The following is a 17,917-nucleotide window of genomic DNA, read 5'->3' as shown; positions in this document are numbered from 1 at the left end:
TTGTGTTGACCAGCGCAGATTTAATCGCCAAGTCCGGATAAATTACGTTTTATTGTATGGGAAAAGTTATCTCTGTAGCAAACCAAAAAGGTGGAGTAGGAAAGACAACAACAGCTATAAACCTGGCAGCAAGTCTTGCAGCGATAGAGCACACTACACTGCTTATCGATATTGATCCGCAGAGCAATTCCACAAGCGGCACCGGGTTTGAGTACAAGGCTATAGAGTACTCCGTGTATCAGGTCATGGTAGAAGGATACAATGCCGGGAAGGCAGTAAAAAAAACCGAATTGCCTTATCTGGATGTCATACCTTCACACATCAACCTTGTTGGTGCCGAAATTGAAATGGTAGACAGACCTCACAGGGAGAAGATCCTCAGAAATGCCATTACCGATATCAGGGACGAATATGATTTTATCATCATTGACTGTCCGCCGTCGCTGGGATTGCTTACAATTAATGCACTGACCGCTTCTGATTCGGTTCTCATTCCTGTACAGTGTGAATATTTCGCGCTCGAGGGTCTGGGGCAGCTTCTCAATACCATAAAAATCGTGCGCCAGCATCTGAACACGGATCTTGACATCGAGGGTGTTGTGCTTACGATGTATGACACGCGGACAAGGCTTTCCAATCAGGTTGCCGAAGAGGTCAAAAGATATTTCGACAACCGGGTATTTGAAACGGTCATCTCCCGTAATATCAGGCTTGCCGAAGCACCCAGTTTCGGCAAACCGGCTTTATTGTATGACTCCGTCTCTATCGGGTCGAAAAATTATCTGGCACTGGCAAAGGAGATTGTCAGGAGAAACAAAAAACGTTTTAAACACAGCTCCGTATTCGCTGAAAAGAATAAGCAGGCATCAAATTAAAAAGGCAGACTGCAAGGATGGATCATTATGACTAAGAAAGTTTTAGGAAGAGGTCTCGGAGCTTTTTTCCCGGAATATGAGGATGATCAAACCTCGGAGTCCGGCGGATCCAGGGAGCATCAGGTACTGAAAAGAGTAAATATTACCGTAGAGCTGCCCGTTTCGGATATCCGTCCTAACCCGCATCAGCCGCGTGAAGATTTTGATGAGATTAAACTGCAGGAGTTATCCGACTCCATCAGGCAGCATGGATTGATTCAGCCCGTAACCGTCAGAGCCATAAGTGAGGACAAGTTCGAGCTTATTAGCGGTGAGCGTCGTCTCAGGGCGACAAAAATGGCTGGAATCACAACCATACCTGCGTACATCCGCGAGGTCGATGATGACGACATCATTGCCTTTGCATTGATTGAAAATGTTCAGCGCGAACAGCTGAACCCAATCGAAGTAGCCCTCGGATACAAGAGGCTTTTGGAAGAATGCGATTTTACCCAGGACCAGGTCGCAAAAAAGCTGGGAAAGAACAGATCGACGGTTACCAATATGCTCAGGCTGCTGAATCTGCGTCCGACCATACAGTCTGCGCTTAAGACAAACAAGATCAGCACAGGCCATGCCCGGACCTTAATTACCATAGAAGATCCGAAAGTGCAGGATAAACTGCTGAACAAGGCCATTGAAGAGGACTGGTCGGTACGGCAAATAGAAGATGCCGTGCGCAAGCTGGATCAGAAGAAAAAGTCCCGCAACAAACTTCTGAAAGAAAAGGACCAGAAGGATGTGCATCTTATGGAGATATCAAACCGTTTGAGAAACAAGTACAGTACCAGGGTTCAGATAAAAAAGAAAAATAAAGGCGGTGAAATTCGCCTTGAATATTACTCTGATGACGATTTCGAAAGGCTCATATCACTGCTGGAATCGGCTCAGGAATGATCCGCCCGGGTTGCGGAACAGGTACTGGAAGTTTATAGGACTTATCATACTTCTGCTAACCGGTGCACACAATGCTCAAGCCTCTGCAGGTTACGCTGCTTATCCGGGAGATAATGGATTTGGGGCCAGTTCCGGTGAGATTGCTCTGAGATACAGTCCGGGTAACACCAGCATCAATAACATAAGCAACATCAGCATGTATCCGGCCTGTTCCCGTTCGGTCATCAGCAAATTCAGAACGGGTCAGGACGGCAACGGGAATATGACCGAAGGCGGTATCCGTGACACGGTTCCCGATCCGTCCAGTGTGTGGAGAAAATCACTCATGGTACCAGGCTGGGGGCAAGTTGTAAATGAACAGACCTGGAAAGTCCCGGTCATATACGGACTGCTTGGCGGATTGACTTATTACAGCATCCTGATGCATCAGAATTACAGAGATTACAGAGCTGCATTTTATAATTCGCAACCTGATACTGATGATGAGCGTTTCGGGCCGACTCCCGGTCATATTGATCCCAATACCAATCCTGAGTCACTTCGTTATACTAGAAACATGTACCGTAACAGAAGGGATTTGACATTTATCGGAATATTGCTTGCATACGGGCTGAATATTGTGGACGCTTACGTGTTTGCCCAGATGCGGGATTTCGATGTCAGTGATGATTTAAGCGCCAATATATCGCTTGACAGCCCGCTCTATTCCGGCCATAACGGGGCAGTTGATCAGGTATCGTCCGGAATGATACCCGGCAGCCCGGATAAAACCGGTTTTCGGTTTACCATTTCCCTGCAAATCCCCTGACTAACCGACATAAATATCAGATAATGGAAAAAAAACGACAACAGATTCAAAGCCGGTATGATGCCCGTTTTGAAAAAGATGTATGGAGCGTGTTCAAGGTTATGGGAGAGTTTGTGGATGGCTATGAGCGTATGTCCCATGTAGGGCCGTCCGTTTCATTTTTTGGCTCGGCAAGGTTAAAAAGTGACAACCCTTACTATCAGATGGCTGTACAGACAGCGAAAGAGCTGTCCCAGATCGGATTCGGAATTATAACCGGTGGCGGCCCGGGGATAATGGAAGCGGGAAACCGGGGAGCCAATGAGGGAGGAGGTACATCAGTCGGATTGTGTATTTCGCTTCCCATGGAAGAAGACGGTAACTATTACATTGAAAAAGAGTACCGGATCAACTTCAACTACTTTTTTGCACGCAAGGTTATGTTTGTGAAATATGCCCAGGGCTTTGTTGTGCTGCCGGGAGGCCTTGGAACACTGGATGAGTTTTTTGAAGCCCTGACTCTAATCCAGACCCGGAAAATCCATCGTTTTCCGATCGTTATGATGGGTAAAGAGTACTGGGATGGTCTTATTTCATGGATGAAAAATACGATGGTCGCCAGCGGTACAATTGACGCTGAAGATCTTGATCTGTTTCATATAACAGATGATCCTGAAGAAGCGCGGGATATTATTTATAACTTTTATCAGGAAAATAAATTGAGGCCCAACTTTTAGATTTCTTTGCATTTATAACCCATAGAGAATTTTTAATGGCATTATAAAACTAAAATGTTAAATTAGGCAACTCTAAAAGTACGATTATCCTGCTCAAAGACGTTTATCTAACGACTACTAATCCAAAATCAACGTAAAGCCTTATGAAAGCTGTCAAAAGCTCTTTATCGATCTTCACCGCTCTGCTGTTGGTTTTTGCAGTGAATTACTCTGCAGATGCCCAGTCCAGAGAAGATGCCATTTCGACTTTTAACGAAGGTTTCGCCTTGTTCAATGAAGAAGGGGATAATCTTGGCGCTATTGAAAAATTCAAGGAAACGATCGAAATAGCCGATCAGGTGGGATCGGAAGCCGATGATATTCGTGACCGTGCCGTCGGACAAATACCGCGTCTGGCATTTATGCATGCCGCTCAGCTTGTCAGAGACCGAGAACTCGAAGAGGCCATCGAAGGTTTTCAACTGGCCATTGAATATGCGGAAGAATATGATGATGAAGACATTCTCCGTCGTGCCCGCGGTAATCTGCCGGCGCTGCACCTGAACCTGGGTAATCAGTTATACCGGGATGAAATGAATGATGAAGCACTTGAGCAGTATGAAAAAGCGCTTGAGCTCAACCCCTCATATGTAAGCGCATACTATCAAAAAGGACTTGTATACCGTCGTTTCGGGGATTTGGATCAGGCACTTGAGCACTTCGATACTTCCATTGAACTTGCAAGGGAAGCGGATGATGAGGAAAACGTAGAACGAAGTGAGCGTGCAGCAAGAGACTACCTTGTATATCGTGCGTCTGAGCAGATCGAGGAAGAAAATTACAACCGCGCACTTGACCTGCTTAACAGAGCGGCCGGATATGGCGAAAGTGCAAGACTTCACTACCGCTTTGCTGAAACCTATAATTACCTTGAGCGTCATTCTGATGCACTGAGCAGTGCAGAAAGGGCCCTGGAACTGGAGGATGGAGGCAGAGAAGACCATGCACGTATATATTTTGAGCTGGGTCTTGCACATAAAGGACTTGATAATACCGCAGATGCCTGCAGCGCTTTCGAAAATGCCATGGTCGGCGAATACAGATCACCCGCCGAACATGAAATGGAGCACGAGCTCAACTGCGAATAGCTTTTTTAGTTTTTTAAGACTAAATTTCAAAAACTCCGGTCACGAATATGGCCGGAGTTTTTTTTTACATATATGACTGTTTTCGGTATTGGATCGGGAGTGGTTGATCATCGAAAACCGGTATTTCCAGGTATCATGCAACTATTAAAACCTTGAACATATGGTAAGTGAAATGGATAAGAATCTGCAAATCAAATGCAGCAATACAATCAGGGGGCTGGCTATTGATGCAGTGCAGGCTGCAAACTCGGGTCATCCCGGAATGCCAATGGGAATGGCAGATGTCGCATTTGTTCTCTGGACCGAATTCTTAAAACACAATCCGGATAACCCGGACTGGTTTGACCGTGATCGTTTTGTCCTCTCTGCAGGACACGGCTCCATGTTGCTCTACAGCCTTCTTCATCTTACCGGGTACCCATTACCACTGCAGGAGCTGAAGCAGTTCCGGCAGTGGGACAGCAAAACTCCCGGTCACCCTGAGTTTGGTTTGACAAAAGGTGTTGAAACCACAACCGGACCACTTGGGCAAGGCTTTGCCAATGGTGTCGGCATGGCCATCGCCGAAACACATCTTGCTGATAAATGCAACACAATTGACCTGAATGTCATCGATCATCATACCTACGCAATTGTCAGTGATGGTGATCTGATGGAGGGGATCAGTCATGAGGCAGCATCACTTGCCGGCCACCTGGGTCTTGGAAAGCTGATTTATTTTTATGATGACAATGGCATAACCATTGACGGGTCAACTGATCTGGCTTTTTCCGAAAATGTAAAACAACGATTCGAAGCCTATGGCTGGCATTGTATTTCAATCGACGGGCATGATTTTAAAGCCATCAGAAATGCCACCAACGAAGCAAAAGCGGAAAGTGAGCGTCCGTCACTGATACTCTGCAAAACACATATTGGCTATGGAAGTCCGAACAAGCAGGGAACTGCTGAGTCTCACGGCGCACCGCTTGGAGACGATGAAATCCGGCTGACAAAAGAACGTCTGGGACTGGAGCCGGAGCAAAAATTTCAGATTGATGAAGATGTAAAAACTTTTTTCAGAAAAGCAGTTGAAAAGGGAAAGCAGGTGGAAATGGAGTGGAATGAGCGGGTCAGTCAGCTTTCCGAAGATGCTCCGGAAAAAGCGGCCTTTCTTGACTCCTGCATTAACAGGAACATTCCCGATATAGCGGACGCATTGCCGTCATTTGAAGCAGACGCGAAAGGGATGGCAACCAGAAAAGCTTCCGGGTCAGTACTTGATAGCTTGATGCAAAAAATTCCTCATATTATTGGCGGTTCGGCTGACCTGACACCGAGCAACAATACCAAGGCCAAAGGAATAGGTATATACTCTGCCGGTGACAGAGGAGGGAGGTATATCCATTATGGTGTCCGCGAACACGGGATGTGGGGTGCCATGAACGGCATTGCTCTGCATGGCGGACTGATTCCCTTCGGAGGAACATTCCTGATTTTTTCAGATTACTGCCGGCCCTCAATCAGACTGGCTGCATTGTCCGGCTTGCCATCTGTCGGAGTTTTCACCCATGATAGTATCGGCTTGGGCGAGGATGGCCCGACGCATCAGCCTGTAGAACAGCTCTCTTCACTGCGGGCGATTCCAAACCTCGTTCTTCTGAGGCCCTGCGACGCTAATGAAACTGCCCGGGCATGGAAAGTGGCTTTGGAGCGGACAGACGGTCCCACACTGATCGCACTAAGCCGGCAGCCCATTCCGACCCTTGACAGGAAAACCTTCGCGTCAGCTTCATTAGTCGAAAAGGGTGCATATGTACTTGCGGATGCAGAAAACAAGGATCCTGATATAGTAATGATCGGTACCGGTGCTGAGGTATCTCATCTTGTTGAGGCCCGCAGAATTCTTTCGAAAAAAAACATTCATGCCAGAGTGGTTTCCATGCCAAGCTGGGAACTTTTCCGGAAACAGAGTGCGTCCTACAGAAAATCGGTACTTCTCTCGGATGATATACCGAAACTGTCAATGGAAGCAGGTGTTTCCCATGGATGGTCTGAATGGACCGGTCCCAATGGAGTTTCGATTGCAATTGATCATTTTGGGGCATCGGCACCCTATAAAACCATATTTGAAAAATTTGGTTTTACACCGGAAAATGCAGTGGCGACGGCTGAGGAGTTGCTGAAGCAGTAGTTTTTGCAGTATTTCCTGAAAAATCACAGGCAAATTCGGTTATGCTCATCCGGCTGAAGAAGGCGGCATCATGATGGATAATGTAACAGGTGCAACAGACTTCAGCCAGAGCTGATGATTCTTCAGGATTCCGTTTCTGCAGTTTCTTCAGCGTCTGGTGGCTGCATTACAGGGGAAGGATGTTTTTGAATGCAGGTAAAGGTGATATCATCGCAAAGCTTTTCACCTGAGATGAACTCTTCTGCCGAAATCTGAATTTTGTTCAGAATGGTTGTGGCATTAAGGGATCCATACAGCTCAAGAAGCTGAACAAGACGATGATCACCATACTGCTCTTTGTTTTCATTGCGGGCCTCGGTCAAGCCATCCGTATAAAAAAGAAGCTTGTCACCCGGCCGCATCGTAACCTGAATCTGTTTCAGGTTTTTTTCCAGCACCCCTGTTTGAGACATTCCGAGTGCCAGTCCGGATGATCTCAGTTCACTGATGGTATCTCTTGCCGCCAGATAAAACAGAGGAGGATTGTGCCCGGCTCTGCAAATTTTCACGGGTGAGCCGTCTGAGGGGAAAAAGGCAGCACAGGCAGTGACAAAGGTCTTGTCTTTTTTCCCGGATTTGATGTAATCATTCAGATGCATAAAAAGTTCTTTCGGTTCCGGTTCAAACTTTTCGGTGATCAAATGCACCAGCGCCTGAAGTCTGACCATATATAATGCCGCGGACAAGCCCTTGCCCGATACATCAGCAATGATATAATATGTTCCGCCGGGGGAATGGATAACATCGACATAATCACCGCCTACATCACTGGCAGTGCTTGCAAAAGAGGCAAATTCAAGATCGTCCAGCTTTATATTCGAAGAAGGCAGCAGACTGATCTGGATATCTTTTGCCAAATCAATTTCTCTTTTGACATCCGACTTTTCCAGAAGTTCCAGTAAAAGAAGCAGTACCAGTGTTATGATGGAAACCGGTAAAAGAAGGGCTGCAACAGGCCCGGTTCCCACAAAATAAATTGCGAAACCGACAAAAGACAAACCAAGTGCCAGCCGACGGCCCGGAGTCAGCCGGGATAGCAGCGAAGAGATTAATTTGAAGACGCGAACTGGCGGCTGTTTTTTATCTGCGCTTTCCCTGGAAACCCCGACAGCATCATAATACAATTCCATCAGCCTCCGGGAGTCGTCATGCAACTCCCTGCCGATGCGTTCGGCAGTCATATCGCGCGTGTATTCACGATAAAAAGTTCTTGTCCTCTCAAACTTCTGACGGGTTTCGTTTTCCAGGCTCATACGTATTAATTCAGGAGAGAAATAAGCACAAATGAATCATCTCAAAACAATAATCTGCAACAAAAAGCATATGTCAACATATCAATGGTATTCGGATAATTAAACTAAAAGTTATATGAAAATTGAGTTATTTTAACCAGCCGGATGGTAATTACAAATGAATAATACCAAAAATCCGGAGGTATACGGACATCATCAGCATGATAAATGTATACAGAAAAATTCATCCGGCAACACAAAACAACGGAATTTCTCTCATGCCCGAAAAACTTTTTTTGATTGACGGAACAGCGCTGGCCTACAGGTCATATTTCGCGATGATAAAGAGCAATCTGAAGAATGCCGAAGGAATTCCGACCGGAGCCATGTATGGTTTTGCAAATGCTCTCGTCAATCTTCTTGATAAGGAAAAACCGGAATTTCTTGCTGTAGCCTGGGATACCCATGCTCCTACATTTCGCCATGAGATGGATGAAAACTACAAGGCAAACCGTCCGCCGCAACCCGAAGAACTTCAGAAGGCCATACCGCTGATAAAGGAAATGGTTGCACTTTTCGGATTTGAAAATATTGAAAAGGACGGGTATGAAGCTGATGATCTTATCGGCACGCTGGCAACGGAAGCCAAAAATGAGCAGGTAGCCGTTTACATGGTAACTCCCGACAAAGACTTCATGCAGCTGGTCGGCGATAACGTTTATATGTACAAGCCATTGAACAGGGGGGACGGTTTTGACATTATCGACTCTCAGGGGGTTGTGGATTACTTTGGTGTATCACCGGAGCAGGTGGTTGACATCCTGGCACTCATAGGAGATACATCGGACAACATTCCGGGTGTTCCCGGGATCGGGAAAAAGGGAGCCGCCAAAATTATCGGGGAATACGAAACCCTGGAGAATGCAATAGATCAGGCACCCTCCATGAAAAGCAAACGTGCCAGGGAGGGATTGACAAATAACAAGGATCAGGCACTGAAATCCAGGGAAATGATTATCATCAATACGGATGTACCCGAAACCGTATCCTGGAAAGAGCTGAAATGGCACGGCGTCGATACCGAAAAGCTCGTGTCTTTTTTCAAGCGAATGCAGTTCCGTTCGCTGGCCCGGAAAATTGCAACGGCTGACAGCGGTATGCTTGGAACCATCAGTGATAAACTGCAAACCGAAGGTCAGGGATCTTTATTCGACGTTGAACCGGAACCTGGCACTGAGAGTGAATCAGTGAATTCCGCCTCAACTTTTGACACACTCAATCCGGATGAAGTCGATTACATAACAGTGACCAGTTCCGAAGCGTTGCAAAGCAGCATTGATACTCTGATGCAGGCCGGCAGCTGGAGTTTTGATACAGAGACGACATCAACCAACCCGCAGCAGGCGGATTTGCTGGGCATTGCTTTCTCTGACAAAAAAAACCGGGGATGGTATGTTCATGTGTCCGACTTTGACAAAAAGACACTGCTGCAGATGCTGAAACCCCTGTTTGAGCGGAATGATGTCCTCAAAGTTGCTCATCATTTTAAATATGACTACAGAGTTCTGCAGCGGTTTGGCATCACCATCAAAGGAAAGTGTTTTGACACGATGCTGGCCGCATATCTTATTGACTCCGGCCAGAAAATGGATATGAACTCATTGGCACAGGGATATTTGAATTATGATCCGGTCAGCATTGAATCACTCATCGGAGAAAAGGGACGCAATCAGAAATCGATGCGGGATATTCCCCTTGAAGATGTCGCTCCCTACGCATGTGAGGATGCCGATATCACCCTGCAGCTTTTCAATGTTATGAAAAAAAAGCTTCAGGAGCTGGAAGTCACCGGACTTGCAGAGAATATCGAGTTTCCCCTTGCCCGGGTGCTTGGAGACATGGAATCCAATGGTTTTAAACTGGATCTGGACCTGCTTTCATCCTTTTCCGATGAGCTGGAGCGCGACATAATTTCGCTTCGCGACAAAATTTATCATCTGACAGGCGAAGAGTTTAATATCAACTCAACGCAGCAGCTTGGAAACATCCTGTTCGAGAAAATGAATCTGCCGTCAAAGAAGAAGACGGCGACCGGAAAATATTCAACTTCGGAGCAGGTGCTTGCACAGCTGGCTCAGGAATATGACGTGGCCGCAAAAATACTGGAATACCGCGGTCTGTCAAAGCTGAAGTCCACTTATGTGGATGCTTTGCCAAAGCTGGTTAATGAGACTACCGGCAGAATCCACAGCACATTCAACCAGCATGTTACGGCTACCGGACGCCTTTCATCAACGCAACCCAATTTGCAAAATATTCCGGTACGTACGGAACGTGGAAGGGGCATCCGCAAAGCCTTCGTTGCCGCTGAAGGGTACCGGATTCTGGCTGTCGATTATTCCCAGATCGAACTTCGCATCATTGCTTCCATATCCGGTGATGAAGCAATGATACGGGCATTTAATGAAGACGAAGATATTCACAGCCGTACCGCAGCTGAACTGTTCGGAGCAGACTCCCTGGAAAAGGTGGACCGGGAACAGCGAAGGAAGGCCAAAGAGGTGAATTTCGGTATTCCCTACGGAGTCAGTGCTTTCGGGCTTGCACAAAGGCTGGGAATTTCGAACAAGGAGGGAAGGGCAATCATTGATGCCTATTTTGACCGTTTCCCGGGTATCAGGAGTTTTATTGAGGAAACTACCGCGTTTGCAAGGGAAAAAGGATATGTTCAGACATTGTCCGGCCGGCGGCGTTATATTCCGGATATTCATTCCCGCAATCAAAATATTCGCGGTTTTGCCGAGAGGACGGCTGTGAATATGCCTATTCAGGGCACGGCCGCTGATCTGATAAAGATTGCAATGATTGAAGTCGACAAAGCGCTTGCCTCCGATGAGTCACGGACACGCATGCTTCTTCAGGTTCATGACGAACTGGTGTTCGAATTGCCTGAAGAGGAGACTGAAACTACTCCTCAGAAAATCCGCTCAATCATGGAGCAGGCCATGGATCTGAAAGTGCCCCTTAAAGCCGAAACCGGCATTTCGGATAACTGGCTGGATGCCCATTGACATTCTTCTTATGTCCAATGCTTCTTCGTCATTACCCACATGATGCCTGAAAAAGCCGGTGTATCTGTCGGCACCGGCTTTTTTATGAATTAAAAGCGGGCTACCTCAGACTGATACCCAGTCCGGCGCTGATCATGTGATAGTCAGCCAGGGTATAATCAACATTGAACGTGACCAGGGGCAGGCTGATGCGAACTCCGGCCAGGGCACGGAAACTATTGGCACCGTCAATTGAAATATCAATCGGATCATCCAGCGATGTCAGTTTTCGCACGGGCTCTCCGTCTTCCTGAGTGAGTACGTAAAACGGAAAGCGGCCGTCAACATTTATGGATGTATTGGATGCTTCGAATCCTGCACCTGCATACACCGAAATTACAGGGAGTGATTTACCCACGAGAAGATTTACAGTATAGGCATTTGTACTGAAGCTAACCTCCTGATCTTCCCAGGCCGGATGCTCAGGTCCGCCAAGGTCATCCTGGATCTGATCATTGTCCGGATCAAAATCATCAGGACGCGAATCCAGTCCGGCGCTGGATCCGAAGGCTGTGTAGCCTGCCATCAGAGAGAACGTTACGGGAAGGAGAGCACCTCCGGGCAGCCATTGATTCAGTTCGTGCTTAACACCAAGGCCATACAGATAGATTTCGCCGTAATCAAGGAATTTCACCGGTGGGATAAACCGTGCCATAATTTCCGTGTCCCCAAACACACCAACCCCGGCCTGAACCATGGGTGTTGCTATAAATTGCTGGCCGGTGCCCGGTGGCATCCTGAAATCAGCCAGCCGCAAGCCCTCAATCTCATAGGCAAGCCGTACATCCGTACTTGAACTGCCGCTGAAAGTGGGTGTTACAGGTCCGCCATCTATCGTATTTATGGTACTGAAATCAAGCTCGCTTACATCAAAACTTTGTCTTGCATCCGGAACAAGTGCCACAGCTGTATTGATTTTTACATGAAAACCAAGAAATCCGTGTGCATTGGCCCGGTCAACCCAGCCGGAATTCAAACCCGCGCCGAATCCGTCACCAAATGGTTCAAGGTATTCCTCGAAAAGCAGCTGGCCGTCTTCAACGCCACCCCTCAGAAAGTCACCAACGTCCCCGAGTTGCGCATGAGCATTTTGTGGGAGAAATGATAAGGCAGCGAAAATTATGATGGCCGATAATGCAGGTATATACTTTTTTGTAACAGTGTGATACATATCCTGTCCCTCCAGTTTTTTCGGTTACAGTCAGTCTGGTTTGAAACTAATTTCAGCTAATGTAGTGTATTTTTTCAAGAAGCCAAACTGTCAACGATATTTACATAACTGCGGTAGCGGGATTCGGAGATGTCACCGTTTTGAAAGGCTTCTATGACTGCGCAGGAGGGCTCATGACGATGTGTGCAGTTATAAAACCGGCATGATTCGCGCAGTACCTTCATCTCGGGATAAAACAGGGAAACTTCGTAAGGTTCAAAATTGACCAGCCCGAATTCACGTATGCCCGGAGTATCTACAACATAGGTGTCATCAGCAAGTGTAAAAAGCTGGGCAAAAGTGGTTGTGTGTTTACCTTTATTGGAGAAGTTGCTTATTTCACCTGTTTTGAGATTCAGATCCGGGTTCAGTGTATTAAGGATGCTTGTTTTTCCGGTGCCGGAATGTCCGGTCATGGCAGAAAGCTTCCCTTTCATACCGTCAAACAGCCGGTCTATGCTTTCCCGGTCATAAATACTTACGGCAAAGAAAGGATAGCCGAGTCCGGAATACAACTCCTCCAGTTCGGTGATCTTGTTTTCATCTTTTTCATTCCTGACCAGATCCGATTTATTGATGACGATTACCGGATTTATCTCATTGGCCCCGGCAGAGACCAGGAGGCGATCGATAAAGCCGGTTTTAAAAGCCGGCTTTTTAAATGACTGGATAATCAGTATCTGGTCGAGATTGGCAGCAATTATCTGAATGCCTTTTTTCCCGTGGGTAGCCTGCCGCACCAAACGGTTTTTCCGTTCGAAGATCTGATCTATTATCCCTGTTCCGTCAGCCTGCAGGTCAACGCTGACGTTATCACCAACGGCAACCGGATTGGTCACTTCTTCATCTGAAAGGCGGAATTTACCCGGGAGGCGGCAGGATACCATTCGTTTGTCATCCAGCAGAACGTGATACCAGCTGCCGGTCGCTTTGATGATCAATCCCTGCATATGATTTTCAAATTCCCTGGAGATTTCATTTTGCAGTGATCATTTAGCCGGCATGTTTCAGTTTGCTGATACACTTTCCGATTCAGGTTCACTCAGGTACTCTTCTTTCCTTTTGCTTCGTTCATTGTCGCTTTTCCGGCTTTTAAACTTTTGGGCAGGATCAGTCACGGGCTCTTTTTCCAGTACAAGATCCAGTATGGGGTCCATTCGGTCAAGATACTGAAACTTCAGGCCCTTGATCACATCCTGTTCAATCTCATCAACATCTTTTTGATTTCTCTTGGGAAGTATGACCGTTTCTATCCCTGCCCGTTTGGCGGCAAGTGTCTTTTCCTTGATACCGCCAACAGGCAACACGGAGCCTCGTAAAGTGATTTCGCCGGTCATCGCAACGGTGTTTTTGATTTTTCGCTGTGTAAAAATGGAAGATACAGCAGAAAGAAGTGCCAGTCCCGCAGAGGGACCGTCTTTTGGAACCGAACCGGCAGGAACGTGTATATGGAGATCCCATTCATTGAAAGCAGCATCGGGAATTCCAAGTTCTGATGCACGGGATTTCAAATAGCTCAGGGCAAGCATGGCAGACTCTTTCATGACATCGCCCAGCTGTCCGGTAATGTTCAGTTTTCCTGATCCCCGGGAAACATTGGCTTCAATAAAAAGAATATCTCCGCCGTAGGGCGTCCAGGCCAGTCCGGTAGCCACGCCCGGGACCGTAGTTCTTTCTGCAACGTCAGAGAAATAGCGGCGTTTCCCAAGGTAATCTTCGATATCTTTGACTCCGATGGATGCCTTTGTAATCTCTTCTGATGCTATTTTGCTGGCGACCCCGCGGGCCAGGGAACCGATTTCACGCTCGAGGTTTCGCACACCGGATTCACGCGTATATCCGTCAATTACTTTCTCTATCGCTTTGTCTGATACCCGGAATTGTGACTTTGTCAGTCCGTTTTCTTTGACCTGTTTCGGAACCAGGTATTTTTTTGAAATCTGCAGCTTTTCCTCAAGAGTGTAACCGCTCAGATAGATCATCTCCATACGGTCTCTGAGGGCAGCAGGAATGGTGTCCAGATTGTTTGCCGTGGCAATAAACAGCACCTTGGACAGGTCATATTCCACTTCAAGGTAATTATCATAAAACGTATGATTCTGCTCGGGGTCAAGCACCTCGAGCAGTGCCGATGTCGGGTCTCCTCGGAAATTCATGCCGACCTTGTCAATTTCATCAAGCATCATTAGCGGATTGCTTGTACCGGCTTTTTTAATGCTTTGGATGATGCGGCCGGGAAGCGCCCCGATGTAGGTGCGGCGGTGGCCTCTTATCTCGGCTTCATCCTGCAGACCGCCAACGCTGAAACGCTGGAATTCACGATTCATCGCACGGGCGATAGACCTTCCCAAAGAGGTTTTTCCGACTCCCGGCGGGCCGTAAAAGCACAGAATAGGTGCTTTCATGTCTTTTTTCAGCTTCAGTACCGAGAGGTATTCTACAATACGCTTCTTTACTTTTTCCAGGCCGTAGTGGTCTTCATCCAGAATTTTTCTGGCGTTTTTGAGATCCAGCTTGTCTTCGGAGTAGTGATTCCACGGCAAATCAACCAGCCATTCAACATAGTTATAAATTACACCATGGTTTGGCGCATTGGCCGGAGTTCTTTCGAGACGGTCAAGTTCCTTGTCAAGAACCTTCCGCACATTCTCGGGAAATTCCTTTTCGTCTGCTTTGGCCCGGAGCTTTTTTACATCCTCCTGCTCACTGTCCTCACCGAGTTCTTCCTGGATGGCCTTCAATTGCTGGCGCAGATAGAAATCTTTCTGCTGCTTGTCAATGTCCGTTTTTACCTTGGACCGGATCTCTTCGCTCAGGTTAAGAACCTGCATCTCCTTTTTGAGATAATTCATCACCTTTTCCATTTTGTCAGAAAAGGTTTTTATCTCAAGAAGAGCCTGTTTTTCATCCAGCGAGATATTCAGATTTGAGCTGATAAAATTCAGCAGGAAGGTCGGACTGTTGATGTTGTTGATTGCAATGCCGGCCTCGGATGGGATGTTCGGAGACAGGTTTACAATCTGTGTCGCCGTCTCCTTGATTGACCGCATGGCCGCGTCGAGTTCAACTCCGGAAACATCCTGATTGTAGACAAAGGGCTTGACCCTGGCTGTATAGTAGGGTTCGACACTGACGAATTCTTCAATTTCGAAGACGCTTTTACCCTGGATGACAATACTTTTGCTGCCATCAGGCATTTTGATCAGCTTGAGGATCTGGGCTACAGTGCCGACATGATAAAGCTCATCTGGTGCCGGATCTTCCTGATCCTTGTTTTTTTGTGTTACTATTCCGACTGTTTTATCGGTTTCATATGCTTTCTTTACAAGCTCGAGCGAACGGTCTCGGCCGACGGTAATGGGTATGACGACACCAGGGTAGAGGACCGTATTTTTCAGCGGAAGAATCGGCAGCTCTTCCGGTATGTCAGATTCGGTCATTTTCTTCTCTTCTTCCTCAGAGAGAAGCGGAATTGCCTGTTCAAAATCGTCAAACTCATCTTCCGAAAGATTGTGCGTAAGTATTTTCAGCCCATCAAAGTTTTGCATGAATAAATCTTTTATATATGGATATTCTGTCGGTAAAATACGAATTAAGTTTCTGGTCTGTAACTATTAAGTTTCCGGTCTGTTACTGACGAATTGAAAACTGCCCGGTATGGAAAGAAACCGGATTTTTATCTCATCGTTCATTAAAATTCCAACCAAAATGGCGCAACAAATGAACCAAAAAATAAACTGTGTACATTTCGTCATAGAATCCGACAAATCAGCAGAGTTTTCTGGTGAGACCGAAAAATCACTGATTATGGAAGCAGCTGGCTGACGTTTCCCGGACAATATGGCAGACTATTGACAACCAGGTGTCCGAACCCGGTTCTCTGGCCATTGTTTGCTCCGGTTTCGCAGTTGTGATATTATGCAGCTGGATCTCAGAAACTTATTCGCAGGCTCATTCCGGAAACAGAGCCGGCAACCCAATTTGTTTTACCGGAGTCACTGTTTCTGTGGAGCCGAACAGCACCTGAAGCAGATACAGGACCCGCATCCAGGCCCAGTCCGGCACCAAAAGAAATACTGCCGTCGGGACGGATCTGCATGCTGCCTTTGACAGGAAGAAAGGGCAAAATTCTGATCTCAGATCCAAGGGACGTTATCCATCCGTCGGTTTCAAACTCAGGGGCATTGAAACGATAGTTAAGATCGATCAATCCGACAAACCAGTTATATTGAATTGCTGCTCCCAGGTGCAGCTTTGTCGGCAACTGCACATAGTAAGCTGATTCATCCACGTCAGCAAGATTTTCAAATACAGACTGCTCCGCTTCATCTTTTGCCAGGTAGTGAAACAATTCAGCCGGGTAACCGGAGAAGCCGGCATCTGACTCCGGAATATCTTCATATGTCCTGGTGATTGTTCTGGATTCGCGGGTTCCGTCATGATTATGATATCGAACAGCACCAAGGTCGTGAACGGCAATGCTAAAGCGAAGGGACTTTCTCAGGGGCCGGTCGACATGTGGTGACAGCGCTATATCATCGCCCAGCGGCATGACATAGGTTAGGCCTGCATCCAGACCCATCCCGATTCCGTTGACCTCCATATTTGAAGATCGGGAAAAATGTTCCCGGTGAGTCTGATGCGGATCAGCACCGGCGATCAGTTCCGATACAAAACGGTCGATGTCACCCGCAACGTGCGCAGTTAAATGTTTCGAATTATCCCATTCATTGTCAGAGCGGATATAGCGGGATTCGAATTCACTGTCTGAATGCATGCCACCAAGGATAAATTTGGGTGCAATTCCAAAGTAGAGTGTGTTCAGGTCTGCCGTCCAGTTATTGAACATGGTGACCTCCCTTGCAAACCCCACTGACAGTTCATGATATACATGATACTGTTCTGACAATCTTCTGCTGAGTGACTCTTCTTCTCCGGATTCTGATGCATTGGCAGCATCAAACCAGTTCCGGCTGATTTGAAATGATGACATGCCACGGGAGCGAAGGGCAACAGAACGTGCCGAGTTCCCGCCGGACCAGCTTATTGCAACCGGGGTGAATTCATATTTCCTGGTGTGGCGCAACCGGTCATCATTTGAAAATAAGCTGGTGACGTCATCGTCAGACCAGGATTCATTGCCCGGTGTGGTCCCGGAGTAGAAGTGACGGGATACAATGTCCGGAAAGTGGCTCCAGCTGCTGATTCTCTCCCCGCGGCTGTCATACACGCCTCCGCTGCCCGCAGAAATCTGAAATCGCCCCGACCGCTTATGAAGCGCAAGATTTGCAGGGTTGTGAAAATGAGCATCTATGCCGCTCAGATATGCCGTGCCTCCCCCGAGCGCAACGATATCAGGATGGCCGACTGAACGGGCTGTTACCGTAGCACAAACTCCTGTAAACAGCAAGGTCAGCAGCAACGGACGGATTTTGATTAATAACAATGCGAACACCTCAGGTTTTCCGGGGAAAAGTCGAAAAAATATCTGAAAACTTCAGTATATCAATCAGCCGTGAGTCAGTTGCAGCTGTTCCCGGACAAATTGAAATAATATTGTTCTGCAGCATATACATAAAATACGCAAAAGCGTAAATTATTGTTTGTATAACATATTCTGAATGAATTATTTCAGTTTTTCCTACCTTGAATCAGGAAATTGCCGGAAAACGATATAATGAGAGGAGTTAT

12 protein-coding genes are annotated in these 17,917 nt (G+C 47.0%); 7 read left to right on the top strand and 5 right to left on the bottom strand.

Annotated features, from left to right (window positions below; translation table 11 throughout):
* Positions 1–56 precede the first annotated feature (56 nt).
* The 6 genes from NATSA_RS07545 to tkt all read left to right on the top strand — a co-directional run bounded on the left by NATSA_RS07545 (position 57) and on the right by tkt (position 6,635).
* Complete coding sequence (locus NATSA_RS07545; RefSeq protein ID WP_210511403.1) at positions 57–875, top strand: ParA family protein; 819 nt, start codon at positions 57–59, stop codon at positions 873–875.
* A gap of 27 nt (positions 876–902) precedes the next feature.
* Complete coding sequence (locus NATSA_RS07540; RefSeq protein WP_246481736.1) at positions 903–1,811, top strand: ParB/RepB/Spo0J family partition protein; 909 nt, start codon at positions 903–905, stop codon at positions 1,809–1,811.
* Positions 1,762–2,619 carry a DUF5683 domain-containing protein gene (locus NATSA_RS07535; RefSeq protein WP_210511402.1) on the top strand — a complete coding sequence of 286 codons (858 nt, stop codon included), beginning with the start codon at positions 1,762–1,764 and terminating at the stop codon, positions 2,617–2,619. The genes NATSA_RS07540 and NATSA_RS07535 overlap by 50 nt, the downstream gene beginning before the upstream one ends.
* 23 nt (positions 2,620–2,642) lie before the next feature.
* Positions 2,643–3,335, top strand: coding sequence for an LOG family protein (locus NATSA_RS07530; protein ID WP_210511401.1), 693 nt, complete (start codon positions 2,643–2,645; stop codon positions 3,333–3,335).
* Positions 3,336–3,478: 143 nt separating this feature from the next.
* On the top strand, positions 3,479–4,462 hold the full coding sequence (locus NATSA_RS07525) for a tetratricopeptide repeat protein (protein WP_210511400.1): 984 nt from the start codon (positions 3,479–3,481) through the stop codon (positions 4,460–4,462).
* Between the two features lie 172 nt (positions 4,463–4,634).
* Positions 4,635–6,635: a transketolase gene (gene tkt, locus NATSA_RS07520; protein ID WP_210511399.1), complete on the top strand. Its 2,001-nt coding sequence runs from the start codon at positions 4,635–4,637 to the stop codon at positions 6,633–6,635.
* A gap of 122 nt (positions 6,636–6,757) precedes the next feature.
* Here the strand turns inward: tkt and NATSA_RS07515 are convergent, their stop codons facing one another.
* On the bottom strand, positions 6,758–7,927 hold the full coding sequence (locus tag NATSA_RS07515) for a PP2C family protein-serine/threonine phosphatase (protein ID WP_210511398.1): 1,170 nt from the start codon (positions 7,925–7,927) through the stop codon (positions 6,758–6,760).
* Positions 7,928–8,184: 257 nt separating this feature from the next.
* Here NATSA_RS07515 and polA point away from each other — a divergent pair, with 257 nt between their 5' ends.
* Positions 8,185–10,977 carry a DNA polymerase I gene (gene polA, locus NATSA_RS07510; RefSeq protein WP_246481735.1) on the top strand — a complete coding sequence of 931 codons (2,793 nt, stop codon included), beginning with the start codon at positions 8,185–8,187 and terminating at the stop codon, positions 10,975–10,977.
* A gap of 100 nt (positions 10,978–11,077) precedes the next feature.
* Here polA and NATSA_RS07505 read toward each other — a convergent pair whose 3' ends face one another.
* The 4 genes from NATSA_RS07505 to NATSA_RS07490 all read right to left on the bottom strand — a co-directional run bounded on the left by NATSA_RS07505 (position 11,078) and on the right by NATSA_RS07490 (position 17,672).
* Complete coding sequence (locus NATSA_RS07505; protein ID WP_210511396.1) at positions 11,078–12,187, bottom strand: DUF6588 family protein; 1,110 nt, start codon at positions 12,185–12,187, stop codon at positions 11,078–11,080.
* 74 nt (positions 12,188–12,261) lie between these two features.
* The gene (gene rsgA / locus NATSA_RS07500; RefSeq protein WP_210511395.1) at positions 12,262–13,176 is read right to left on the bottom strand and encodes a ribosome small subunit-dependent GTPase A; all 915 of its coding nucleotides are present in this window, start codon (positions 13,174–13,176) and stop codon (positions 12,262–12,264) included.
* A gap of 57 nt (positions 13,177–13,233) precedes the next feature.
* The gene (gene lon, locus NATSA_RS07495) at positions 13,234–15,774 is read right to left on the bottom strand and encodes an endopeptidase La (RefSeq protein WP_210511394.1); all 2,541 of its coding nucleotides are present in this window, start codon (positions 15,772–15,774) and stop codon (positions 13,234–13,236) included.
* Between the two features lie 383 nt (positions 15,775–16,157).
* Positions 16,158–17,672, bottom strand: coding sequence for a DUF5723 family protein (locus NATSA_RS07490; protein ID WP_210511393.1), 1,515 nt, complete (start codon positions 17,670–17,672; stop codon positions 16,158–16,160).
* Positions 17,673–17,917: the final 245 nt, after the last annotated feature.

The sequence above is a fragment of the Natronogracilivirga saccharolytica genome, from assembly GCF_017921895.1.
Classification (GTDB): Bacteria; Bacteroidota; Rhodothermia; order Balneolales; family Natronogracilivirgulaceae; genus Natronogracilivirga; species Natronogracilivirga saccharolytica.
Note: the sequence above shows the minus strand (reverse complement) of the source record. Positions and strands in the feature narration are given on the sequence as shown.